At 66.4% G+C, this 23,063-nt stretch carries 21 protein-coding genes; 2 read left to right on the plus strand and 19 right to left on the minus strand.

Annotation, left to right across the window (positions count from 1 at the left end):
- Positions 1–61 precede the first annotated feature (61 nt).
- The 17 genes from MYA_RS07695 to ndk form a co-directional block, all read right to left on the minus strand.
- A complete protein-coding gene (locus tag MYA_RS07695) occupies positions 62–1,975 on the minus strand; it encodes a potassium transporter Kup (RefSeq protein ID WP_011884956.1) in 1,914 nt (637 codons plus the stop codon).
- Between the two features lie 296 nt (positions 1,976–2,271).
- Positions 2,272–2,868 carry a phosphoribosyltransferase gene (locus tag MYA_RS07700; protein ID WP_014723093.1) on the minus strand — a complete coding sequence of 199 codons (597 nt, stop codon included), beginning with the start codon at positions 2,866–2,868 and terminating at the stop codon, positions 2,272–2,274.
- A gap of 7 nt (positions 2,869–2,875) precedes the next feature.
- Positions 2,876–4,222 (minus strand): adenylosuccinate synthase, encoded by a 1,347-nt coding sequence (locus MYA_RS07705; protein ID WP_011884958.1) that lies wholly within the window; start codon positions 4,220–4,222, stop codon positions 2,876–2,878.
- A gap of 113 nt (positions 4,223–4,335) precedes the next feature.
- Positions 4,336–5,484 carry an ATP phosphoribosyltransferase regulatory subunit gene (locus MYA_RS07710; protein WP_011884959.1) on the minus strand — a complete coding sequence of 383 codons (1,149 nt, stop codon included), beginning with the start codon at positions 5,482–5,484 and terminating at the stop codon, positions 4,336–4,338.
- Between the two features lie 106 nt (positions 5,485–5,590).
- The gene (locus MYA_RS07715; protein ID WP_011884960.1) at positions 5,591–5,782 is read right to left on the minus strand and encodes a DUF2065 domain-containing protein; all 192 of its coding nucleotides are present in this window, start codon (positions 5,780–5,782) and stop codon (positions 5,591–5,593) included.
- Positions 5,783–5,820: 38 nt separating this feature from the next.
- Complete coding sequence (gene hflC, locus MYA_RS07720) at positions 5,821–6,720, minus strand: protease modulator HflC (protein WP_011884961.1); 900 nt, start codon at positions 6,718–6,720, stop codon at positions 5,821–5,823.
- 14 nt (positions 6,721–6,734) lie between these two features.
- Complete coding sequence (gene hflK / locus MYA_RS07725; protein WP_011884962.1) at positions 6,735–8,096, minus strand: FtsH protease activity modulator HflK; 1,362 nt, start codon at positions 8,094–8,096, stop codon at positions 6,735–6,737.
- 47 nt (positions 8,097–8,143) lie between these two features.
- Complete coding sequence (gene hflX / locus MYA_RS07730; RefSeq protein WP_174479794.1) at positions 8,144–9,319, minus strand: GTPase HflX; 1,176 nt, start codon at positions 9,317–9,319, stop codon at positions 8,144–8,146.
- 72 nt (positions 9,320–9,391) lie between these two features.
- Complete coding sequence (gene hfq / locus MYA_RS07735; RefSeq protein WP_006399927.1) at positions 9,392–9,631, minus strand: RNA chaperone Hfq; 240 nt, start codon at positions 9,629–9,631, stop codon at positions 9,392–9,394.
- A 153-nt stretch (positions 9,632–9,784) separates the two neighbouring features.
- Positions 9,785–11,122: a ribosome biogenesis GTPase Der gene (gene der / locus MYA_RS07740; RefSeq protein ID WP_011884964.1), complete on the minus strand. Its 1,338-nt coding sequence runs from the start codon at positions 11,120–11,122 to the stop codon at positions 9,785–9,787.
- Positions 11,123–11,371: 249 nt separating this feature from the next.
- Entirely contained in the window at positions 11,372–12,517 is a 1,146-nt protein-coding gene (gene bamB, locus MYA_RS07745; RefSeq protein ID WP_011884965.1) for an outer membrane protein assembly factor BamB, read from the minus strand.
- Between the two features lie 40 nt (positions 12,518–12,557).
- Complete coding sequence (locus MYA_RS07750; protein ID WP_014723099.1) at positions 12,558–13,187, minus strand: tetratricopeptide repeat protein; 630 nt, start codon at positions 13,185–13,187, stop codon at positions 12,558–12,560.
- A 55-nt stretch (positions 13,188–13,242) separates the two neighbouring features.
- Positions 13,243–14,583: a histidine--tRNA ligase gene (hisS, locus tag MYA_RS07755; protein WP_014723100.1), complete on the minus strand. Its 1,341-nt coding sequence runs from the start codon at positions 14,581–14,583 to the stop codon at positions 13,243–13,245.
- 24 nt (positions 14,584–14,607) lie between these two features.
- Positions 14,608–15,906, minus strand: coding sequence for a flavodoxin-dependent (E)-4-hydroxy-3-methylbut-2-enyl-diphosphate synthase (gene ispG / locus MYA_RS07760; protein WP_034195407.1), 1,299 nt, complete (start codon positions 15,904–15,906; stop codon positions 14,608–14,610).
- 104 nt (positions 15,907–16,010) lie between these two features.
- A complete protein-coding gene (locus MYA_RS07765; protein WP_014723102.1) occupies positions 16,011–17,036 on the minus strand; it encodes a helix-turn-helix domain-containing protein in 1,026 nt (341 codons plus the stop codon).
- 162 nt (positions 17,037–17,198) lie between these two features.
- A complete protein-coding gene (gene rlmN, locus MYA_RS07770) occupies positions 17,199–18,338 on the minus strand; it encodes a 23S rRNA (adenine(2503)-C(2))-methyltransferase RlmN (RefSeq protein ID WP_011884970.1) in 1,140 nt (379 codons plus the stop codon).
- A 55-nt stretch (positions 18,339–18,393) separates the two neighbouring features.
- Positions 18,394–18,819, minus strand: a complete 426-nt coding sequence (gene ndk / locus MYA_RS07775; RefSeq protein ID WP_006478674.1) for a nucleoside-diphosphate kinase — start codon at positions 18,817–18,819, stop codon at positions 18,394–18,396.
- A gap of 250 nt (positions 18,820–19,069) precedes the next feature.
- On the opposite strand from ndk, the gene MYA_RS07780 reads away from it, so the two are divergent.
- Positions 19,070–19,768, plus strand: coding sequence for a Bax inhibitor-1/YccA family protein (locus MYA_RS07780; protein WP_011884971.1), 699 nt, complete (start codon positions 19,070–19,072; stop codon positions 19,766–19,768).
- Positions 19,769–19,831: 63 nt separating this feature from the next.
- On the opposite strand, the gene rlmD is transcribed toward MYA_RS07780, so the two are convergent.
- A complete protein-coding gene (rlmD, locus tag MYA_RS07785; protein WP_034195427.1) occupies positions 19,832–21,136 on the minus strand; it encodes a 23S rRNA (uracil(1939)-C(5))-methyltransferase RlmD in 1,305 nt (434 codons plus the stop codon).
- 254 nt (positions 21,137–21,390) lie between these two features.
- On the opposite strand from rlmD, the gene MYA_RS07790 reads away from it, so the two are divergent.
- On the plus strand, positions 21,391–22,245 hold the full coding sequence (locus MYA_RS07790; protein WP_014723104.1) for an endonuclease/exonuclease/phosphatase family protein: 855 nt from the start codon (positions 21,391–21,393) through the stop codon (positions 22,243–22,245).
- Between the two features lie 39 nt (positions 22,246–22,284).
- Here the strand turns inward: MYA_RS07790 and MYA_RS07795 are convergent, their stop codons facing one another.
- On the minus strand, positions 22,285–23,061 hold the full coding sequence (locus MYA_RS07795; RefSeq protein WP_011884974.1) for a 3'-5' exonuclease: 777 nt from the start codon (positions 23,059–23,061) through the stop codon (positions 22,285–22,287).
- Positions 23,062–23,063: the final 2 nt, after the last annotated feature.

Consider the following 23,063-nt stretch of genomic DNA (forward strand, 5'->3'; position numbering starts at 1 on the left):
AATGCCGTTCAGTTTTTCAACTGAACGGCACGATTGCCGAAAGCGCAGCACGCGCCGCCGGTTAGATCTCGATCTTGGTGCCGAGCTCGACGACGCGGTTCGCCGGAATCGAGAAGAAGTCGGTCGGCTTGGCCGCGTTCTGGTGCATCCATGCGAACACGCGTTCGCGCCAGATCGACATGCCGGGCAGATGCGTCGGCACGACCGTCTCGCGCGCGAGGAAGAACGACGTGTCCATCAGCTCGAACGTCATGTCGTGCGTGCGGCCGAATTCCTCGAGCACGGCCTTCACGTCCGGCGTCTCGTTGAAGCCGTACTCGGCCTTGACGATATAGAGGCCGCCGCCCGCATCGCGCGAGCTGAGGCGCTTGTCGTCGCGCACGTACGGAATATCGCGCGTGACGAACGTGAGGAAAATGGTCCGCTCGTGCAGCACCTTGTTGTGCTTCAGGTTGTGCAGCAGGCTGACCGGCACGAGCTTGTCGTTGCCCGTCAGGTAGATGGCCGTGCCCGACACGCGGTGCGGCGGGTGCGCGAGCAGCCCCTGCAGGAACGGCTCGAGCGGAATGCCGTCGGCAGCCGTGCGCTCCTTGACGATGTGGCGGCCCTTGTACCAGGTCATCAGCAGGAAGAACAGCAGCGCGCCAATGCCGAGCGGGAGCCAGCCGCCCTGCGCGACCTTCAGCAGGTTCGCGCCGAAAAAGCCGAGGTCAACCGCGAGGAACACGGCGATGATCGCGCCGACCAGCAGCCGGTTCCAGTTCCACACCCGTACCATCACGACGGCCGCGAGCACGGTGGTGATCACCATCGTCGCCGTCACCGCGATCCCGTACGCGGCCGCGAGATTGTCTGAGCTCTTGAAGCCGATCACGATGCAGAGGATCACCGCCAGCAGCAGCCAGTTGACGACCGGCACGTAGATCTGGCCGATCGCCAGCTCGGACGTATGCAGCACCTTCATGCGCGGCACGTAGCCGAGCTGGATCGCCTGCGACGTCAGCGAATACGCACCCGAGATCACGGCCTGCGATGCGATCACGGTCGCGACCGTCGACAGCACGACGAGCGGCAGCAGCGCCCACTCCGGCGCCATCAGGAAGAACGGATTCTCGATGGCCTTCGGGTTCTGCATCAGCAGCGCGCCCTGGCCGAAGTAGTTGAGCACCAGCGAAGGCATCACGAGCCCGTACGCGGCCAGGCGAATCGGTTTTGCACCGAAGTGGCCCATGTCGGCGTACAGCGCTTCGGCGCCGGTCAGCACCAGCACGACCGAACCCAGCACCACGTATGCCTGGAGCAGATGGTCGGCCATGAACGACGCCGCGTAATACGGGTTGATCGCCGCGACGATGCCCGGCACGCGCGAGATGTGATAGACGCCCAGCGCCGCGATCGCGACGAACCACAGCACCATGATCGGCCCGAACAGCTTGCCGACCATCGCGGTGCCGTGGCGCTGGATCCAGAACAGCGCGATCAGGATCACGATCGTGATCGGCAACACGAGGTGGGACAGATGCGGCGTCGCGATCTCGAGCCCTTCGACCGCCGACATCACCGAGATCGCCGGTGTGATCACGGCATCGCCGTAGAACATGCATGCGCCGAAGATCCCGAGCGCCATCAGCGCGCCGGCCACTCGCGTCTTCGAGTCGAGCGGCCGCAGCGACAGCGCCATCAGCGCGAGCACGCCGCCTTCCCCGTTGTTGTCGGCGCGCATCACGAACAGCAGGTACTTGATGCCGACCACGAGCACGATCGCCCAGAACAACAATGAGATCACGCCGAGGATCGAGCTCTCGGTCAGCGGAATGCCGTGGGCGGGGCTGAACGCCTCCTTCAGCGAATACAGCGGGCTCGTGCCGATGTCGCCGAACACGACGCCGATAGCCGCTATCGCGAGCGCCTGCATCGAGTGTTGGTGCGTCGAATGCGCGTGGGCTGCGTCGGTCGCCTGGGTCGTGTCGTTCATATGAAGCTTGATAATCGGTCCGGGTCGGACGAAACGAGCGCTATTCTACTCGCGCCCCTCTGAAACACCGTCCTGCCTTGTTGCCCTGAAACCACGTGAGTCACGCCGCGCATGCATTCCTGCGCAAGCTGTGGCAGGGCTGCCATCATAGCCGCGGCCGCGCCATCTGCCTACCGGCGGCGTCCGGCTGCCGTGGCCGCGGTGCCGATCGTGCCGATCGTGCGGGGCGAATCGCGAACAAAAAAACGGCGCCGCAAGCGGCGCCGTGCAAGGCTGTCGGTCGGACGACCGGACGCTTACGCGCCCGAACCGTCGCGCTGCGCGCGACCGCGTTTGATCCATGCCTCGAGGTTGTGCGGACGAACGGTGTCCCACTCCTCGAACGGCTGATGAATCCACGGATTCGTCGGCAGGTACTGCGTGTGATAGTCGGGCTTGACCTTCGAGCAACCCTTGTACCAGAGCACGGCCGAGCGCACGGCCGTCACGGCCGGATAGCGCTCCTTCAGATGCTCCTGCACACGCGCGAGCGTCACGCCGGAATCGACGAGATCGTCGACCAGCAGCACGTTGCCCGCGAGATGGCCGCGTGTCATCGTGATGTACTGCGCGATGTCGAGCTCGCCCTGCTCGGTGCCGGCAGCTTCCCGATACGAACTCGTCGCGAGGATCGCGAGCGGCACGTCATAGATGCGCGACAGCTGGTCGCCCACGCGCAGACCGCCGCGCGCGAGGCACAGGATCTGGTCGAACTTCCAGCCCGATTCGTGAACCTTGAGCGCCAGCAGCTCGATCAGGCGGTGGTACTCGTCCCAGCCTACCCAGAGGTTCTTGTCGTCGTTGCGCGGATCGGTCATCAAGTCTGCCGCCGTCATCGTCATTTGCTGCGTCATCTGCGAATTACACCTTGAACGGATGACGGAGCAGGATCGTTTCGTCGCGGTCCGGCCCCGTCGAAATCATGTCGACCGGCACGCCGGCCACTTCCTGCACGCGGCTCAAGTAGGCGCGCGCGTTGGCCGGCAGCGCATCCCACGTCTTGATGCCGACGGTGCTTTCCTTCCAGCCGGCGAACGTTTCGTACACCGGCTCGCAGCGTGCGACGTCGGCTGCGCCGCGCGGCAGGATGTCCGCGTCCTTGCCGTCGATCTTGTAGCCGACGCACAGCTTCACTTCGTCGAGACCGTCGAGCACGTCGAGCTTCGTCATGCACAGGCCCGACACGCCGTTGATCTGGATCGAGCGGCGCAGCGCCGCCGCGTCGAGCCAGCCGGTGCGGCGGGGACGGCCGGTGACCGAACCAAATTCCTTGCCGACGTTAGCGAGCGTGATGCCGACCTGATCCTGGCGCTGCGGGTTGTCGGCGTCGTACAGCTCGCTCGGGAACGGGCCCGAGCCGACGCGCGTGCAGTACGCCTTCGTGATGCCGAGGATGTAGTTCAGCTTTTGCGGACCGACACCGGCGCCGGCCGATGCCGCGCCCGCGACGCAGTTGCTCGACGTGACGAACGGATAGGTGCCGTGGTCGATGTCGAGCAGCGTGCCCTGCGCGCCTTCGAACAGCAGGTTCTGACCGGCGTTGTTCGCGTCGTACAGACGGCGCGACACGTCGGCCACCATCGGCTTCAGACGATCGGCGTAGCCAAGCATCGTGTCGAGCGTGGCCTGGAAATCGACTGCTGCGCCGCCCAGGTACTGGGTCAGCACGAAGTTGTGGAAATCGAGGTTTTCGCGCAGACGGTCGGCGAAGGTCTTCGGATCGAACAGATCCTGCACGCGCAGCGCGCGGCGGCCGACCTTGTCTTCGTACGCCGGGCCGATACCGCGGCCGGTCGTGCCGATCTTGCCCGCGCCCTTGCGCGCTTCGCGCGCCTGGTCGATCGCGATGTGGTACGGCAGAATCAGCGTGGTCGCTTCGGAGATGAACAGGCGGTCGCGCACGTTGACGCCGGCCTCTTCCAGCTCGCCGATTTCCTTGAACAGTGCCTCGGGGGACAGCACGACGCCGTTGCCGATGAAGCAGGCAACGCCTTCACGCATGATGCCCGACGGAATGAGGCGCAAGATGGTCTTCTTGCCGCCGATGATGAGGGTGTGGCCGGCGTTGTGACCGCCCTGGAAACGCACGACGCCCTGAGCGTGGTCCGTCAGCCAGTCGACGATCTTGCCCTTGCCTTCATCACCCCATTGCGTTCCCACGACGACGACGTTGCGCCCGGGAGTCACGTTCACTGCGCTGGCAGACATGTTGATTCGTTAGCTGGTTAAAAACGTATTCTACCTATGTTCGCGGGCGATTCCGAATTTTTCCGTTTCGCTTCAACGATATGCACGCCGAACGACGGCCCGCGAACGCCTGTTTAACGGGGCTCGACCACCCATGCGCCCGCACGTTCGACGAGCGAACGGTCGCATGCGAACTCGTCGAGCACGTGGTCGTGACCGGGCAGTGCCTGGATCACGACCTCGCCCGCATCGCGCAGCGCGGCGACGGCCGCGCTGAGTGCATCGTCCTGCGCCCAGGGCGCGAGAATCGCGGTGCCGCGCGCCTCGACCGGGGAAATCCGCGCGAGCTCGCGCAGGTCGAGCGAGAAACCCGTCGCCGGGCGCGCCCGGCCGTATGCCTGACCCACGTGGTCGTAGCGGCCGCCGCGCGCGATCGCGTTGGGCACGCCGTCGATGTAAGCGGTAAACATTGCGCCGCTGTGGTACGCATAGCCGCGCAGATCGGCGAGATCGACGGCGACTTCGACGCCCTTCGCGCTCGCCGCGAGCTGCGCGAGATCGTCCAGCGCGCGCGTGATTTCCGGCAGCACGGGCAGCCGCGCCCGCGCTTCGTCGAGCACGCTCGCGTCGCCGTACAGGTGCGGCAGCGCGCGCAGCGCCGCGCGCGTGTCGGCGCCGAGATCGTCGGTCAGCTCGTGCAGCAGCGGCACATCCTTGCCCGACAGCGCGTCGTACAGCGCTTCGCCGCGCGCGGCGGCCTGCGCATCGCGCGCGAGCAGCGCCGCGAGCACGCCCGCATGGCAAAGGTCCAGACGAATCCGCGACAGCCCCGCGAGATGCAGCGCGTCGAGCATCAGTTGCTGGATCTCCAGGTCGGCTTCCAGCCCCGCATGCCCGTAGATTTCGGCGCCGATCTGGATCTGCTCGCGCGTCGCGTGCAGACCGCGCGGGCGCGTGTGCATCACGTGGCCGGCGTAGCAGAGGCGCGTGACGCCCTGGCGGTTCAGCAGGTGCGCGTCGATCCGCGCGACCTGCGGCGTGATGTCGGCGCGCAGACCGAGCGTGCGGCCCGACAGCTGATCGACCAGCTTGAAGGTGCGCAGCCGCAGGTCGGCGCCGCCGCTCGTCAGCAGCGACTCGAGGTACTCGAGCAGCGGCGGCATCACCATTTCGTAGCCGTAAGAACGGAAGCGGTCGAGCAGCCTGCGGCGCAGCTCCTCGATCTTGCGCGCTTCCGACGGCAGTACGTCGGCGATATTCTCGGGAAGTAACCAGGTCGACATCGGTACGGTCCTACGACGGGAAACAGCGCGACTTTGCGCGCCGCGAGATGAATCGGAAATGGGAAATCGAAATCGGGCGGAACGAACGGCCGGTGCGCCGTCCGGTTCAGGTGGCGAACAGCAGCAGGACGAGCCCGAGCGCCATCACGATGAGCCCGCCGATCCGGATATGATGCGGCGGCCGCTCCGCTATTCTACGAAACGTGTCGCGCCATGCGACGGGAAACACGAAAGGGAACGCTCCCTCGATAATCAGCATCAGTGCTACCGCGAGCAACAACGAGCCAGCCAGATCCATGCGAGCGACGGCGCCGCTCGTCGCGGCACCCCAAAAAGTCAGTGTTTGCGGGGAGCGGGCGCCGGCGCGGCGGCACCGCCCGTCGGGCTGCGCATGAAGCGGAAGAACTCGCTGTCGGGATCGACGACGATGACGTCGTTGCGCTTGAACGTGTTCCGGTAAGCCTGCAGGCTCGCGTAAAACTGATAGAACTGCGGATCGCGGCCGAACGCGTCCGCGGCGATCGACGCGGCCTTCGCATCGCCCTCGCCCTTGATCGTCTGCGCCGACTTGTATGCGTTCGCGAGCACCGCCTGCTGATCGCGCTCGGCGTCGGCCTTGATCTGCTCGACATCCGCCGCGCCTTCGGCGCGCACGCGCGCGGCCTGGTCGCGCAACGCCGCGATCATCCGCTGATAGACGGCGTCCGTCTGCGCGGCCGGCAAGTCGACGCGCGTCAGCTGGACGTCGACCACGTCCACGCCGAAGCCCGCCGCCTTTGCCCGCACCGCGTCGCGCGCCGCGTTCGCGATGTCGCGCTGGTCGCCGAGCGCGTCGTCGAGCGCGCGCTTCGCGAAGGCGTCGCCGAGCGCGCCCTTCAGCGCATCGGCGAGGCGTTCGGTGGCGGCCGTCGGGTCGCCGCCGGTGGCCGTGAAATACTTCATCGGATCGTCGATCCGATACTTGAGCGCATACGCGACGAGCAGATCGTGCTTGTCTTCGGTGGCCAGTTGCAGCGGGTCCGTCGACTCGAGCGATTGCAGGCGCGTGTCGATCAGCGTCGCCGTCTGCAGCGGCGGCGGCAGCTTGAAGTGGATGCCGGGGCCGGCGAGCTGCGGCTGCCCGCCGTCGCGGCCGGACAGCACGGCCGCATGGCGCGGGTCCACGCTCAGCACCGTCGACGAAGCCGCGAACGCGGCGATCACGATTGCGACGACGAGCGCAATGATTCGATTCATGTTCTGCGCTCCCGTTACTTCAGATCGTCTTCGCGCGCGCGGCTGCGGAACGCCTCTCGCGAGCGCAGCACGTCGCTGCCCGCGGCGGGCGCGGCAGCGGCCGAAGCGCCGCTCGCCGGTGCGCCCGACGCGACGGCGGCCGGAGCCGACGCCGTGTCCGGCGCGGCTGCGCCGGCTGCCGCGTTCGATGCACCTGCGGCGTTCGCGGCATTTTGCCGGCCCTGCTCGACGAGCTTGTCGAGCGGCAGGTACACGACGCTGCTGCCCGCCTTGTTGCCGACGAATACCTTGGTCGCCTTCGAGTAGATTTCCTGCATCGTTTCAAGGTACATCCGCTCGCGAATCACGGCCGGCGCCTTCGAATACTGCGCATAAACCTGCTTGAACCGGTCGGCGTCGCCTTCGGCCTGCGTCACGACACGGTCGGCATAGGCCTTCGCATCGTCGACGAGTTTCGCGGCGTCGCCCTGCGCCTTCGGCAACAGGTCGTTCGTATACGCTTGCGCGGCGCGCTTGGCGGCCTCGCGCTCGTCGCGCGCCTTCGCGACCTCGGCATACGCGGCCTGCGTCTGTTCCGGCGCCGCGACGCTTTGCATCGTGACGGCCGTGACCTCGAGCCCGGACTGGTAGCGGTCGAGATCGCGCTGGATCGCGGCGGACAGCTGGCTACGCAGCGCATCGCGGTCCTGGTTCAGGATGTCTGCCGCGCTGCGCGTGCCGACGATCGCGCGCACTGCGGCCTGGGCGGCCTGCGACACGCTGCGCTCGGGATCGACGCTACGGAACAGGTAATCGGTAGCCGAACGCACGCGGTACTGGACGACGAAACGCACGTCGACGATATCCGCATCGCGCGTCAGCATCGCGGCTTCCTTGACGTTCGCGAGACGCACGACGTTGTTGCGGCCGATCTCGATCGAGCGCACTTGCGTCGTATCGACGATTTCGTGCGACGAGAACGGATACGGCGCACGCCAGTGGACGCCCTCGCCGACCGTGCCGGCCAGCTTGCCGAGCTGGAGCACGACGCCGGTCTGGCCGTCCTGCACGACGAACAGCCCGCTGCCCGCATAGACCGCGATCAGCACGCCGATCACGATGCCGACGCCGACGCGCGCAGCCCGGCCGTTGTCGGGCCGGAAGCCGTTGCCGCCCTTGCCGCCGAACAGGCCGCTCAGACGCCGGTTGAAGTTGCGCCACATCTCGTCGAGATCGGGCGGACCGTCACCGTCGCCGCCGGGCGGACGTTTCGATTCGTTGGCACGCGGACGGGATCCGTCGTTGCCTTTGCCGTCGCCGCGCCCCCAGCGGGGATCGTTGATCGACAGCAAGGCGCGCATCCGCCGCCAGGTACTCCGCTCGTTGTATTCGTTCACCAGAGTTTGTTCACCAGATTAGACGCCGGCGAACCGGCCGGGACCGGTTAGCGCCCGTGTTCGGAAATCGTGTGGCCTTCGTGTGGTTCAGCGGGCGCGCCGTCGAGCGCGCCGTCGGCTGACGTCGCGCCGGAGAGGTGTTCCGCGGAGGCGATCTCGGCGATGGCGGCACGCAACGCGTCGAGACCCTGACCGGTGCGCGCGCTCAAAAAGACGCGCGAAATATTACCATACTCGTCCCGCTCGACCGCGTCGCCGCGGGCGGCCAGTTCGGGCACGGCGTCGATCTTGTTGAACACCAGCACCTGCCGCACGGTGTCCGCGCCGATCTCGTGCAGCACGTCGTTGACCTGCTCGATCTGTTCGAGCCGCACGGCGCTCGACGCGTCCACCACGTGCAGCAGCAGATCCGCATGAATCGTTTCCTCGAGGGTCGCGCGAAACGCGGCAACCAGTTGGTGAGGCAACTCGCGGATGAAGCCGACCGTATCGGACACGACGATCTGGCCGACCTCGTCGCCCAGATACACGCGTCGCGACGTCGTATCGAGCGTCGCAAACAACTGGTCGGCCGCATAGGCCTGCGCCTTCGTCAGCGCATTGAACAGCGTCGACTTGCCCGCGTTCGTATAGCCGACCAGCGACACCGACATGGTGCCGCTGCGCGCGCGCTGACGACGCTGCGTGCTGTGCTGCCGGCGCAGCCGGTCGAGACGCGCCTTCAGCATTTTGATCCGCTCGCCGATCAGCCGGCGGTCGGTTTCGAGCTGCGTTTCGCCGGGGCCGCGCAGGCCGATACCGCCTTTTTGCCGCTCCAGGTGAGTCCACGCGCGAATCAGCCGGGTCGACAGATATTGCAGCTGCGCGAGCTCGACCTGCAGCTTGCCTTCGTGGCTGCGGGCGCGCTGCGCGAAGATATCGAGGATCAGGCTCGTGCGATCGACCACGCGGCGGTTCAGCGCCTGCTCCAGATTGCGTTGCTGGGCGGGCGCGAGTGCGTGGTTGAAGATGACGATTTCGACGTTGTGCGCGTCGCATGCGAGCCGCAATTCTTCGGCTTTGCCGCTGCCGATGAACATCTTGGCATCAGGGCTGGCACGACGACCGGTGAGGGTGACGGCGGGACGGGCTCCCGCGCTGGAGGCAAGAAGACTGAGTTCTTCGAGACTGGCTTCGAAATCGGTCTTGCCGAAGTCGATGCCGACGAGCGCTGCGTTGATCAAATTGTCGGGTGTCAAGATAAGGCGGCTGGCATCGGTCGCTCGCGGCGACCGGATGCCGGCCGCTGCGATAGGTTAGGACGAAGCTTCCGCGTCCGGGTGGAAATTCACCGGGCGCGCCGGCACGACCGTCGAAATGGCGTGCTTGTAGACCATCTGGGTCACGGTGTTACGGAGCAACACGACGTACTGGTCGAAGGATTCGATGTTCCCTTGGAGCTTGATCCCGTTGACGAGATAGATCGAAACAGGAACGTGCTCTTTACGCAGTGCGTTCAAAAACGGGTCTTGTAACAATTGCCCTTTGTTGCTCATGGCGTACTCCATCTTTTTTTGCAGGTTGATCTGGATTGGCGACGAAGAAAAAGAGATCCGGCGCCAATCGCTACACTATAGCTGATTTTGCCTGCCCCGCCCGGCCACTGGCCATGCGGCCAGGTCGTTGCCGGGCGTACCCGGCAGGCTCGTTCAGCCCTTGTCCGCGTACGGATTGTTCGACGAGCGGAACTCTATGCGCAATGGAGTCCCGGTCAGGGAGAAAGTTTCGCGGAATCTGTTTTCCAGATATCGCTTGTATGTCTCGGTCACCGCATCGAGCGCGTTGCCGTGGATCACGATCAGCGGCGGATTCTGGCCGCCCTGGTGCGCGTAGCGCAGCTTCGGGCGCACCGGGCCGCGACGGCGCGGCTGCTGGAACTCGACGGCCTCGATCAGCGCGCGCGTGAGCTTCGGCGTCGGCAGCTTCGCCATCGCCGCGGCATAGGCGTCGTCGACCGAGCGCATCAGCGCGCCGATGCCGGTCTTCTTCGCGGCCGAAATGTAGTGCGATTTCGCGAAATCGAGGAATTTCAGCTTGCGGGTCAAATCCGCTTTGGCGCGATCGCGCGCGTGATCGTCGAGGCCGTCCCACTTGTTGACGCCGATCACGAGCGCGCGGCCCTGCTCGACCACGAAGCCCGCGATGTGCGCGTCCTGGTCGGAAATGTCCTGCTGCGCGTCGAGCAACAGAATGACGACGTTCGCGTCGGAGATCGACTGCAGCGTCTTCACGACCGAGAACTTCTCGATCGCCTCGAACACCTTGCCGCGACGCCGCAGCCCGGCGGTATCGATCAGCGTGTACTTCTTGCCGTTGCGCTCGAAGTCGACGTAGATCGAATCGCGCGTCGTGCCCGGCATGTCGAACGCGATCACGCGATCCTCGCCGATCAGCGCGTTCACGAGCGTCGACTTGCCGACGTTCGGCCGGCCGACGATCGCGATCTTGATGCCGCGCGACGGATCATTGTCGTCCGCTTCCTCCGGCTGGCCCGCATACGCGACTTCCAGCGCCTCGTTGATCATGTCGGTCACGCCGTCGCCGTGTGCGGCCGAGATCGCGCGCGGATCGCCGAGCCCGAGCTCGTAGAAGTCCGTCGCGACCGCCGTGTACTTCATCCCTTCGGCCTTGTTGACGACCAGGAAGATCGGCCGCCCGGTCTTGCGCAGATAGTCGGCGATCGACTTGTCCTGCGGCGCGAGGCCGTTGCGCCCGTCCACGATGAACACGACGACGTCGGCTTCCTCGACCGCCTGACGCGTCTGGCGCGCCATCTCGTGCAGGATGCCGTCCTTCGCGACGGGTTCGAAGCCGCCGGTGTCGACGACCAGGTACGGCCGCTCACCGACTCGCCCTTCGCCGTAATGGCGATCGCGCGTGAGGCCCGGCAAGTCGGCGACGAGCGCATCGCGCGAGCGCGTGAGCCGGTTGAACAGCGTGGATTTCCCCACATTGGGGCGCCCAACGAGGGCAATGACCGGTTTCATCTGTGTTTTCTACGGTGGTGCGCAGCAGCGGGAGGCCCGCTGCTGCGGGCGGCTGCGCTGAATGAAAATATCACGAATTCGCGCCGCGCCGGATGCGCGCGCCGGGCGCGCGGTGCGCGCCGTCGTCTTTCGCTACGAACTGCCTTTCAAATACTGCGCGGCCGGGGACACCGGCCGCGTTCATGTCGCGCGTTCGCGGCATGCGGAACTCGTTCCGCCACGCCGCGCTTCGCGCTTGCTGCGTGCGTATCAGCGCGGGCGGAACCCGTACAGGCCGCCGTCCTGGGTCTGCACGACCAGCGTGTTGCCGGCAAGCACCGGCGCCGCAGTGATCGCGCTGCCGTCGGTCTTCATCCGCGCGATGAAGCTGCCGTCCTCGCGCGACAGGAAGTGCACGAAGCCCTTGTAGTCGCCCATCACGACCGCATGGCCGAGCAGGTAAGGTACGCCGACGTCGCGGCTCTTCAGCTTGTCGTTACGCCAGAGCGGGTTGCCGCTCGCCGCGTCGTACGCGGTCACGACCGACCAGTCGTCGCCGGCGGCCACGACCGAATCGTCCTGCGCGAGACCGCTGCGGCTCGAGAACGGCTTTTCCCACACCGGACGGCCCGAGTTCGCGTCGAAGCAGCCGATCTGCCCCTGGAACGTGACCGCGCATGCCTGCGCGCCCACGAGCGTCGGCGGACCGCTGACGTCGTTGATGCGCTCGACCTCGGTCACGCCCTTCGGGAACGACACGGGCGTCTGCCAGAACGGCTCGCCCGTCTGCAGGTTCAGCGCCACCAGGCCGCCGCCGGGGAAGCCGGCCAGCACGGCCGCATCGCCGGCGAACGTCATGCCGGCCGACACGCGCAGGTTCAGCGGCACCGCGCGGTTGCGGTAATTCCACTTCTGCTCGCCGGTCTGCGCGTTGAACGCGATCACCTGGCCGTCGATCGTGCGCACGATCACGAGGCCGTTGCCGACCAGCGGCGGCGAGAAGACCTCGCCCTGCACGGTGGTCTTCCACAGCAGCTTGCCGTCGGGGCCGAGCACGAACACGCCGCCCTTCAGCGCGCCGACCGCGGTCAGGTTGCCGTCGCTGCCGACACCGGCCGACAGGTCCGAACCGACCTTCCCGCGCCACACCGTCTGGCCCGTCTTCGCGTCGATCTTCTCGACCGAACCGTTCTCGCCCGCCGCGTAGACGGCGTCGCCCACGGCCACCGGCGAGAACAGGTAGCGTCCGCCCTTGCCGACGCTCGCCTTCCAGACCTGTTGCACGTCGAGGACGGGCTTGAACTCGGTGAGGGGCGTCGGCACGCGGCGCGCGTCCTTCGACGACGAGCAGGCCGCCAATGCCAGGACAGCCGCCGCGCAGGCTACGGGCACAGCGTAACGTTTCAGCAAATTCATCGGTTAGCGAAGCAGAGTTAAGAGGTTGAGGGGGCCGACATCAGCCGCCGAGCGCGTCCAGCTTGAACTGCACGAGCTGGCGCGCCGACTGGTCGTCCTTCGACAGGCCGTCGAGCGCGAGCTTGTACGCGGCGCGCGCATCATCGGTCTTGCCTTGCGCGGCCAGCAGATCGCCGCGGCGATCGGCCACGAGGCCCTTGAATGCGTCGACCGGCGTGCCCGACAGCAGCACGAGACCCGCGTCGTACGCCTTCTCGTCGAGCAGCAGCGACGCAAGCCGCAGCTTCGCGATCTGCTTGTACTCGTCGTCCTTGGCGTGATCAGCGGCCCATTGCAGCTGCGCCTTCGCGCCGGCCGCATCGCCGCTCGCGTACAGCGTCTTCGCAGCCGCGAGCGCGGTCATTTGTGCATAGGCCGTGCTGCCGAACTTGTCTTCCATGTCGGCGGCCGCGCGGGCCATCGTGGCCTTGTCGTTCGCCGCGGCGGCCTTCTGCACCTGCTCGTACAGGCCGGACGCTTCGGCGGCCTGGCGGCGCTGCCAGTAATTCCAGCCGTTGAAACCGGCCGCGACGACCAGCGCCGCGAGCACGATCCACGTCGTGAGATTGCCCCAGCGGGCCCACCACGCTTTCAGACTTTCAATCGATTCTTGTTCGTCGTGATAACTCATCGGCGAGCGATTCCTTCCTTTTCGGGCTTTTCTTGTCGAGCGAATGCCAGCGCGATCAGTCGTCGCCGTCTTCGGCGGATGCAACCATCGCATTGATTAGGAATTCGGTCAAGCCTTCGACCGGTACGGTCTGCTGAACGTTCTTTTCCCCTTCCTGGCCGCCGCCGCGCAGCGCTTTCACGCCCGCCGTGCCGTTCGCCACCTCTTCTTCGCCGAAGATCACCGCGAACGCGGCGCCGCTCGCGTCGGCCCGCTTCATCTGCGACTTGAAGCTCGCCGGCGCGCCGTCGGCGCTGCAGTGGAAGATCACGTCGAGGCCCGTGTCGCGCAGACGCTCGGCCGCGATGAACGCCTGTTCGCGCGCCGCCTCGCCCTGGTGCACGACGTACACGTCGACGCCTTCCTGCTCGGGCGCGAGGTCTTCTTCCTTCAGCAGCTCCAGAATGCGCTCGATGCCCATCGCCCAGCCGCATGCGGCGGTCGGCTTGCCGCCCAGCTGCTCGATCAGCGGATCGTAGCGGCCGCCGGCCGCGACCGTGCCCTGCGCGCCGAGCTTGTCGGTCACCCATTCGAACACGGTCAGATTGTAGTAGTCGAGGCCGCGCACCAGCCGCGGATTGATCTTGAACGGAATGTTGTTCGCGAGCAGCAGGCGCTGCAGCCCCTCGAAATGCGCGCGCGATTCGTCGCCGAGGAAGTCGATCAGCTTCGGCGCGTTCTGGGCGATTTCCTGCAGCGCCGGATTCTTCGTGTCGAGCACGCGCAGCGGGTTCGTGTACAGACGGCGCTTCGCATCCTCGTCCAGCACGTCGACGTGCTGCTCGAGGTACTTGATCAGCTCGACGCGGTGCGCGGCGCGCTCTTCGGCCAGGCCGAGCGAATTGATCTCGAGTTTGATGCCCGTCAACCCGAGGTCGTCCCACAGGCGCTGGCACATCATGATGATCTCGGCGTCCGCGTCCGGGCCCGCGAAGCCGAGCGCCTCGACGCCGACCTGGTGGAACTGGCGATAGCGGCCGCGCTGCGGACGCTCGTGACGGAACATCGGGCCGATGTACCACAGGCGCTTCGGGCCGTCGTACAGCATGTTGTGCTCGATCGCCGCGCGCACGACGGCCGCGGTGTTCTCCGGGCGCATCGTCAGGTTTTCGCCGTTGAGCGCGTCGGTGAAGCTGTACATCTCCTTCTCGACGATGTCCGTGACTTCGCCGATGCCGCGCGTGAACAGCTGCGTGTGTTCGACGATCGGCGTGCGGATGTTCTGATAGCCGTACGCGCGCAGCAGCGATTTCACGGTAGCTTCGAAGAACTCCCACAGGCCGGCATCCTGCGGAAGGATGTCGTTCATGCCCTTGACGCCCGCGAGCTTCTCGATCTTGCGTTTCTGTTCAGTCATCGTTCGTGTGTATGGACGAATGGTTCAGGCCGCGCTGCGGCCGTAATTGCGTGCGACGTAGTCGCTGACGATCTGCTGGAATTCCTCGGCGATCCGCTCGCCGCGCAGCGTCTTGACCTTCTCGCCGTCGATGAAGACGGGTGCGGCCGGGTTCTCGCCCGAGCCCGGCAGGCTGATGCCGATGTTCGCGTGCTTCGACTCGCCCGGGCCGTTGACGATGCAGCCCATCACCGCGACGTTCATCTTCTCGACCCCCGGATACTCCTTGCGCCACACCGGCATCTGCTCGCGCAGGTAGGTCTGGATCTGCATCGCGAGCTCCTGGAACAGCGTGCTCGTCGTGCGGCCACAACCCGGGCAGGCGATCACCATCGGCGCGAACGAGCGCAGGCCCATCGTCTGCAGGATTTCCTGGCCGACGATCACCTCGCCCGTGCGCGGTGCGCCCGGCTCCGGCGTCAGCGAGATGCGGATCGTGTCGCCGATGCCTTCCTGCAGCAGCACGCCCAGCGCCGCAGTCGACGCGACGATGCCCTTCGAGCCCATGCCGGCCTCGGTCAGGCCCAAGTGCAGCGCGAAGCCGCAACGGCGGCCGAGTTCGCGGTAGACGGCGATCAGGTCCTGCACGCCGCTGACCTTGCACGACAGCACGATGCGGTCGCGGCCGAGGCCTAGCTCGACGGCGCGCTCGGCCGAGCCGATCGCCGACTGGATCAGCGCCTCGTACATCACGCTCTGCGCGTCCCACGGCTGCGAACGCGCGGCGTTCTCGTCCATCATCCGCGCGAGCAGGTCCTGATCGAGGCTGCCCCAGTTCACGCCGATGCGCACCGGCTTGTCGTACTTCGCCGCGGCTTCGATCATCTGCGCGAACTGCGTGTCGCGCTTCGCGCCCTGGCCGACGTTGCCCGGGTTGATCCGGTACTTCGACAGCGCCTCCGCGCAGCCCGGATAGTCGCGCAGCAGCAGATGGCCGTTGTAGTGGAAGTCGCCGACGAGCGGCACCGTCACGCCCATGCGGTCGAGCTGCTCGCGGATGGCCGGCACCGCGGCGGCCGCCTCAGGCGTGTTCACCGTGATGCGCACCAGTTCGGAACCGGCGTTCGCGAGATCCTTGATCTGGATGGCGGTGCCGATCGCATCGGCCGTGTCGGTATTCGTCATCGACTGCACGCGCACCGGCGCATTGCCGCCGATCGTCACGAGCTGCCCGCCCCAACGAACATCCACCGCATGCGACACGCGACGCGGCTGGTGGCCGCCGAACACCGGCTCGGTTGAACAAATCTGACTGCTGCGTGGGGATTGAGCTTCGGATTGCATCGATAGATCCATTTACGCGGAATGCGCCGCGACGGCGCATGAATTGAAAAAGCGCCGTGCCCTCGCGGCCCGTGCAGCACGGGCCTTCGTCACGGCGCTTGGCGTCAGGGCAACGTGAACCGCGCCACGTTACCCCGCGCTGCCGAATATTTTGCCGGATCGACGGGTTTTCCGTCGAACGCGACCGCATCGAGACCGGCCTTGTTGCCGATCGTGACCTTGAACGGGCCGTCGCCTGCGACCTGCTTCGTCTCGCCGGCCCGCACCAGCGCCGAGAACAGCTCCTTGCCGTTCTTGTCGCGCACGCTGAACCAGCAGTCCTGCTTGACCTTCAGCTCGACCACCGACTGGCCCGCGGCAACCGCGACGCTCGCTGGCTCGGCCGCATTTGCCGTGCTTGCCGCGCTCGCGGCGGCCGGCTGCGATGCGGGCGATGCTGGGGCCGCAGCCGCCGGGGCAGCCACGGACGCCGCGACCGGCGCCGACGCCGACGCCTGCGCGACTACGGCCGAAGCAGCCACAACCTCGTTGCCTGCTGCCGTCGACGCACTGCCCGCCGCGGGCTCTTCCGCGGCCGATGCGGCCGATGCCGCCACTGCACTCGCCGCCGGCGCATGCTCGGCGGCGGCGCCCTTGAAGCGGGCGAGCCAACTCGCCGAATCGCCGCCAGTGTGCCACATGAGCACGGCGATCACCGCCACGACGACGATCGCGGTGCCCCACAGCCACGGATGATGACCGGACGAGCTGCCGAGCGGGATCGACACGCGGCCACGCGGCAGATCCGTGCCGCTCGACGCGGGCATCGACAGGTCGACTTCCGGCACGCCGCGCTCGCGGCGCAGCGCCTGCGCGAACGGCTCCGGATCGACGCCGAGCATCTTCGCGTAGCTGCGCACGACCCCGAGCGCGAACGTCACGCCGGGCAGATGACTGATGTCGCCCGCCTCGAGCGCGCGCAGCTTCTGCGGAGCGACCTTGAGCCGCGCCGACACGTCGTCGACCGTCCAGCCCTTCGCCTCCCGTAGCTGCGCCAGCCGGCTGCCCACGGCCGCCAGCGTTTCCAGCCCCGCCGGTGCCGGCTTCGCGGCATTCGTCTCTGCGCCGTTTGTCGGCTGCGGCTCACTCATCCTTGTCCTCGCGTCGATTCTTCTTCACTGGGGCGCCGCCGGCCCCTGCCGGCCGGCACCCGCTACCGTCCATACCATGCGCGGCGCCAAGGCGCCGCGACCGATCGCTATTCGCGTGTTGTACCGCCAAAAAGTTCGGGCATCCGCATTTGCGCGGCCCCGTCAAACCGCCCGAACTTCGATGATCTTTGCTGCTGTGCCCGTCCGTTCGGCGAGGCGCGTGCGATCCTTCACGGCGCCGGCCAGCTGCCCGCACGCGGCGTCGATGTCGTCGCCGCGCGTCTTGCGCACGGTCGTGACGACACCCGCGTCGATCAGAACCTGCGCAAAACGCTTGATCTGCTCCGGCTTCGAGCGGATGAGGCCCGATTCCGGGAACGGATTGAACGGGATCAGATTGAATTTGCACGGCACGTCACGCGTGACGGCCAGCAATTCGCGCGCATGCGCTTCGGTGTCGTTGACACCGTCGAGCATGCAGTATTCGAAAGTGATGAAATCGCGCGGCGCGACTTTCAGATAGCGCTGGCACGCCGCCATCAGTTCGCGCAGCGGATGCTTCTTGTTGAGCGGCACCAGTTCGTCGCGCAGCGCATCGTTCGGCGCGTGCAGCGACACGGCGAGCGCGACCGGCAATTCGGCGCCGAGGCGGTCCATCATCGGCACCACGCCGGACGTCGACAGCGTGACGCGGCGGCGCGACAGCCCATAGGCGTTGTCGTCGAGCATCAGCCGCATCGCGGGCACGACCGCGTTGTAGTTCAACAGCGGTTCGCCCATGCCCATCATCACGACGTTCGTGACGACCCGTTCCGCCTTGCCGTTCGGTCCGGGCGCGCGGCCCAGCGACGCACGCAGCGCAAATTCGGCCATCCGCAGCTGGCCGATGATTTCGGCCGTCGACAGGTTGCGCGAGAAGCCCTGCTTGCCCGTCGAGCAGAAGCGGCAATTGACCGCACACCCGGCCTGCGACGACACGCACAGCGTGCCGCGCGTCTCTTCCGGGATGAACACGGTTTCGACCGCGTTGCCGTTCCCGACGTCGATCAGCCACTTGCGCGTGCCGTCGGCGGAAACGTGATCGCTGGCGATCTCGGGCATGCCGATCGTCGCGCGGCCCTTGAGCTTTTCTCTCAGGGACTTCGCGAGGTCGGTCATGCCGTCGAAATCGCCGGCGTTGTACTGATGGATCCAGCGCTGCAACTGCTTGGCGCGGAACGGCTTCTCGCCGAGGCTGCCGCAGTACGCGACAAGACCCTCGGCATCGAAGTCGAGAAGATTGACGGAAGTTTCGCTCGTCATGATGTGCTGCCTTGCCGCGTGCGCCGAATCCTGCCTGACCGTTGCCAGCCAGCGCTTAACGCGAGTAGACGTTCATTTCCGGGAAGAAGAACGCGATTTCGACCGCTGCCGTTTCAGCAGCGTCCGAGCCGTGCACGGCGTTCGCGTCGATGCTGTCGGCGAAGTCGGCGCGGATCGTGCCCTTTTCCGCCTTCTTCGGATCCGTCGCGCCCATCAGGTCGCGGTTCTTCAGGATCGCGCCTTCGCCTTCCAGAACCTGGATCATCACCGGGCCCGAGATCATGAAGTCGACGAGGTCCTTGAAGAACGGACGTGCTGCGTGAACTGCGTAGAACTTCTCTGCGTCGGCACGCGACAGGTGCGCCATGCGCGATGCGACGATCTTCAGGCCGGCGCCTTCGAAACGGCTGTAGATCTGGCCGATCACGTTCTTTGCCACCGCATCCGGCTTGATGATCGACAGGGTGCGCTCGATTGCCATAAAAACTCCAAAAAATTAAGAAGTTACAGGTTCAAATGAATCCGCTATTGTAGCACGATCCCGTGTATCATTGCGATTGAACCCTTACACCGGCGAAAGGTTCGGAATCCCTGTGTTTTTGCGCTGCCCGGCCATTGAAACCAAGCGGCGCGGAACGTATCTTAGCCATAGCTGCTCCGGTTTGCTGCGCCGCACACCGCGCGCGCCGAACCGGCCCCGAACGCCCGTGCGTTCAATGTTAGGAGAAACCATGAACGACTATCCGTACAATTTCGGCCGCGGCGGCACCGTCAGCACCGCGGAGGTTCGCAACCGCGTGCTGCGGAACACGTACTGGCTGCTCGCGCTGTCGATGATCCCGACCGTCCTCGGCGCGTGGGTCGGCGTCGCGACGGGCTTCTCGCTGTTCGCCGCCACCAGCCCGATGATGAGCCTGCTCGCGTTCTTCGCGATCGCGTTCGGCTTCATGTTCGCGATCGAGCGCACCAAGAACAGCGCCGCCGGCGTATTCGTGCTGCTCGGCTTCACGTTCTTCATGGGGCTGATGCTGTCGCGCCTGCTCAGCTTCATCCTCGGCTTTTCGAACGGCCCGTCGCTGATCATGCTGGCGTTCGGCGGCACCGGCATCATCTTCGCCGCGATGGCGACGGTCGCAACGGTCAGCAAGCGCGACTTCTCCGGGCTCGGCAAATGGCTGTTCATGGGCGTCATCGTGATCCTGCTGGCGTCGGTCGCGAACATCTTCCTGCAATTGCCGGCGCTGATGCTGACCGTGTCGGTCCTCGCGATCGCGATCTTCTCCGCGTACATGCTGTTCGACGTCCAGCGCGTCGTCAACGGCGGCGAGACGAACTACATCTCGGCCACGCTCGCGATCTACCTCGACCTGTACAACGTGTTCACGAACCTGCTCGCGCTGCTCGGCATCTTCGGCGGCAACCGCAACTGACGTTCGGCTCACCCATAAAAAAACCGGCCCGCAGGCCGGTTTTTTTTCGTCCGCGACCGCGGCTCAAGCGCGCTCGAACAGCGCGATCGATTCGACGTGCGACGTATTCGGGAACATGTTCACCACGCCGGCGCCCTTGAGCCGATAACCGGCCTCGTGGACGAGCAGCCCGGCGTCGCGCGCAAGCGTCGACGGATTGCACGACACGTAGACGATCCGCTTCGGCAGCGGGCCTTCACCGCTCTGCGCGATCTCGGCGAGCGCCTTGGACACCGCGAGCGCGCCTTCGCGCGGCGGGTCGATCAGGAACTTGTCGAACGCGCCGAGCGCGCGCAGATCGTCGCCCGTCACTTCGAACAGGTTCCGGCACGCGAACGTCGTATGGCCGTCGACGCCGTTCTCGCGCGCATTCGCGAGCGCGCGCGTCGTCAGCGTTTCGCTGCCCTCGATGCCCATCACCTCGCGCGCCAGGCGCGCCAGCGGCAGCGTGAAGTTGCCGATCCCGCAGAACAGGTCGAGCACGCGATCGTCGCGCGACGGCGCGAGCAGACGCAGCGCACGCCCGACCAGCACGCGATTGATCTGATGGTTGACCTGCGTGAAGTCGGTCGGCTTGAACGGCATGCGGATGCCGAACTCCGGCAGCGTGTAGTCGAGCGCCACGTCGAGCGGATAGAACGGCGCGACCGTGTCGGGGCCCTTCGGCTGCAGCCAGAACTGCACGTTGTGCTCGTCCGCGAACGCGCGCAGCAGCGCTTCGTCGTCGGCATTGATCGGCTCCAGGACGCGCAACACCAGCGCGGTCACCTGCGAGCCGACCGCCAGCTCGATCTGCGGCATCCGATCGCGGATCGACAGGCCCTCGACCAGCCGGCGCAGCGGCACCAGCATCGCCGACACGTGCGGCGGCAGCACTTCGCAGCTCGTCATGTCGGCGACGTAGCTGCTCTTCTTTTCGTGGAAGCCCACCAGGACGCCGCCCTTCTTCGCGACGTTGCGCACGGTCAGGCGCGCGCGGTAGCGATAGCCCCACGACGGGCCGTGGATCGGCGCGTACATCGCCTCGGCGCGCAGCTTCGACAGATGCCACAGGTTGTCCTCGAGCACGCGCTGCTTGATCGCCACCTGCGCGCGCATGTCGAGGTGCTGCATCGAACAGCCGCCGCAGGTGCCGAAAAATTCGCATTTCGGCTTCGTGCGCATCACGCTCGGGCGCAGAATGTCGACGACGGTCGCCTGCTCGTAGCTCGGCTTGCGGCGATAGCTCGAATAGGTCACGCGCTCGCCGGGCAGCGCGCCTTCGACGAAGATCACCTTGCCGGGCGTGCCATCCTCGGTCGCCGTGCGGCCGACACCGCGCGCTTCCATGTCGAGCGATTCGATCTCGAGCACCGGGGCAGGCCCGGGCGGGACGGGCGCATTTTTCGATTTGCGCGCAGAAGTGGGGACGGCTTCGGACACCAGCTTTTCCTGACAAAACGTTGAAGAAGGCGAGATTGTAGACGACGAAAGCCCGCGTCGCCCGCTTTCGTCGCGCGGGCGCGGGCGCCGGCGCAACGGACACGGCCCGGCCCGCGGGCGGCGCGGGCGCTGCCGGCCGCCATCGAACTCGGAGCTCGACCATGCGATTGATCGACTGGAACATTCAATGGGGACGCGATGCCGACGGCGTCGTCGATCTGCCGCGCACCGTCGCGGCCGCTCGCCGGCTCGGCGACTTCGACGTGCTGTGTCTGCAGGAGGTCACGCGTGGCTTCGGCGCACTGCCCGGCGGGCCCGGACCGGACCAGTTCGCGGAGCTCGCCGCGCTGCTGCCCGGCTATACGATCGTCGATGCGATCGGCGCCGACCTGCCCGCGCTCGAGCCCGGCGCGCCGCGCCGGCAATTCGGCAACGCAATCGCGACGCGCCTGCCGGTCGGGCGCGTGTTGCGGCAATTGCTGCCGTGGCCGGCAGACGCCGGTGCGCCGTCGATGCCGCGCGTCGCGCTCGAGGTCGAATTGCTGACGCCGTCGGCCCCCGTGCGCGTGGTGACGACGCACCTCGAGTTCTATTCGGCGCGCCAGCGGCTCGCGCAGGTCGATGCGTTACGCGCCCGCCACCGCGAGGCCTGCGCGCACGCCGACCACCCGGCGCCGGCCGAAAACGCGACGGGACCGTTCAGCGCGACGGCGCAGCCGCGCGACGCGATCGTCTGCGGCGACTTCAACAGCGCGTTCGACAGCGACGCGTACCGGCGCATGCTGGAGCCAATCGCCGATGCGCCGTCGTTCGTCGACGCGTGGGTCGCGCGCCATCCCGGCCGCACGCCGCCGCCGACGGCCGGCGTCTACGACACGGTGCAATGGTCGGACGGGCCGCTCGCGTGCGATTTCGTGTTCGTGACCGAGACGCTGCTGCCGCGCATCACGCGCTGCGAGATCGACGGCGACGTGCGCGCGTCGGATCATCAGCCGGTCGTGCTCGAACTCGATTGAGGGCAAACGCGGTGCGGCCGCGCGGTCGGCGGCCGGTGCTCAGGCGTCGAAGCCGGCCAGGTATTCGGCCCAGTGCGCCGCGGGTTCCTGTGCGAGCGCGTTTTTCACGAGCAGGATTTCATCCGCGTATTCGTTCGGCGTGAGCCCGCCGCGCATCAGCTGGAAGCGGCAGTACAGCAGATACGTGTTGACGACGTCGGTTTCGCAGTAGTTGCGGATCTCGTCGATCCGGCCATCCCGAAATGCCGGCCACACCTGGCTGCCGTCCATTCCGAGTTTGCCCGGAAAGCCGCACAGCTTCGCCAGCGCGTCGAGCGGCGCATTGGCGCGCGCCTGGTACATCGCGAGCACATCCATCAGATCGGTGTGCCGCGAGTGATAGCGCGAGATGTAGTTGTTCCACTTGAACTCTCGGTCGTCCTCGCCGAGATCCCAATAGCGGGTCGCCGGGATGCCGTGCACGAGCGCACGGTAGTGCAACACCGGCAGATCGAAGCCGCCGCCGTTCCACGACACGAGTTGCGGCGTGTATTTCTCGATCACGCGGTAGAACGACTGGACCAGCGCGGCTTCGTTGTCCTGCGGCGTGCCGAGCGAGCGCACGCGAAAGCCGTTGTTGTCGCGGAACACGCAGGAGATCGCCGCGATGCGCTGCAAGTGATGCGGCAAGAAATCGCTGCCGGTCTTCTCACGGCGGGCGGCGAACGCATGCTCGGCCACCGCCGCATCGTCGAGCGTCGCGGGCAGGTCTTCCAGACGGCGAATGCCGTCGACATCGGGAATGGTCTCGATGTCAAAAACGAGAATCGGAGTCATCG

Source organism: Burkholderia sp. KJ006 (assembly GCF_000262695.1).
Taxonomy (GTDB): domain Bacteria; phylum Pseudomonadota; class Gammaproteobacteria; order Burkholderiales; family Burkholderiaceae; genus Burkholderia; species Burkholderia vietnamiensis.

What these genes read in the sequence shown, in the direction of transcription:
- MYA_RS07695 (WP_011884956.1), bottom strand. Translation starts at nt 1,975, where the DNA reads ATGAACGACACGACCCAGGCGACCGACGCAGCCCACGCGCATTCGACG.
- MYA_RS07700 (WP_014723093.1), bottom strand. Translation starts at nt 2,868, where the DNA reads ATGACGCAGCAAATGACGATGACGGCGGCAGACTTGATGACCGATCCG.
- MYA_RS07705 (WP_011884958.1), bottom strand. Translation starts at nt 4,222, where the DNA reads ATGTCTGCCAGCGCAGTGAACGTGACTCCCGGGCGCAACGTCGTCGTC.
- MYA_RS07710 (WP_011884959.1), bottom strand. Translation starts at nt 5,484, where the DNA reads ATGTCGACCTGGTTACTTCCCGAGAATATCGCCGACGTACTGCCGTCG.
- MYA_RS07715 (WP_011884960.1), bottom strand. Translation starts at nt 5,782, where the DNA reads ATGGATCTGGCTGGCTCGTTGTTGCTCGCGGTAGCACTGATGCTGATT.
- hflC (WP_011884961.1), bottom strand. Translation starts at nt 6,720, where the DNA reads ATGAATCGAATCATTGCGCTCGTCGTCGCAATCGTGATCGCCGCGTTC.
- hfq (WP_006399927.1), bottom strand. Translation starts at nt 9,631, where the DNA reads ATGAGCAACAAAGGGCAATTGTTACAAGACCCGTTTTTGAACGCACTG.
- der (WP_011884964.1), bottom strand. Translation starts at nt 11,122, where the DNA reads ATGAAACCGGTCATTGCCCTCGTTGGGCGCCCCAATGTGGGGAAATCC.
- bamB (WP_011884965.1), bottom strand. Translation starts at nt 12,517, where the DNA reads ATGAATTTGCTGAAACGTTACGCTGTGCCCGTAGCCTGCGCGGCGGCT.
- MYA_RS07750 (WP_014723099.1), bottom strand. Translation starts at nt 13,187, where the DNA reads ATGAGTTATCACGACGAACAAGAATCGATTGAAAGTCTGAAAGCGTGG.
- hisS (WP_014723100.1), bottom strand. Translation starts at nt 14,583, where the DNA reads ATGACTGAACAGAAACGCAAGATCGAGAAGCTCGCGGGCGTCAAGGGC.
- ispG (WP_034195407.1), bottom strand. Translation starts at nt 15,906, where the DNA reads ATGCAATCCGAAGCTCAATCCCCACGCAGCAGTCAGATTTGTTCAACC.
- MYA_RS07765 (WP_014723102.1), bottom strand. Translation starts at nt 17,036, where the DNA reads ATGAGTGAGCCGCAGCCGACAAACGGCGCAGAGACGAATGCCGCGAAG.
- rlmN (WP_011884970.1), bottom strand. Translation starts at nt 18,338, where the DNA reads ATGACGAGCGAAACTTCCGTCAATCTTCTCGACTTCGATGCCGAGGGT.
- ndk (WP_006478674.1), bottom strand. Translation starts at nt 18,819, where the DNA reads ATGGCAATCGAGCGCACCCTGTCGATCATCAAGCCGGATGCGGTGGCA.
- MYA_RS07780 (WP_011884971.1), top strand. Translation starts at nt 19,070, where the DNA reads ATGAACGACTATCCGTACAATTTCGGCCGCGGCGGCACCGTCAGCACC.
- rlmD (WP_034195427.1), bottom strand. Translation starts at nt 21,136, where the DNA reads ATGGAAGCGCGCGGTGTCGGCCGCACGGCGACCGAGGATGGCACGCCC.
- MYA_RS07790 (WP_014723104.1), top strand. Translation starts at nt 21,391, where the DNA reads ATGCGATTGATCGACTGGAACATTCAATGGGGACGCGATGCCGACGGC.
- MYA_RS07795 (WP_011884974.1), bottom strand. Translation starts at nt 23,061, where the DNA reads ATGACTCCGATTCTCGTTTTTGACATCGAGACCATTCCCGATGTCGAC.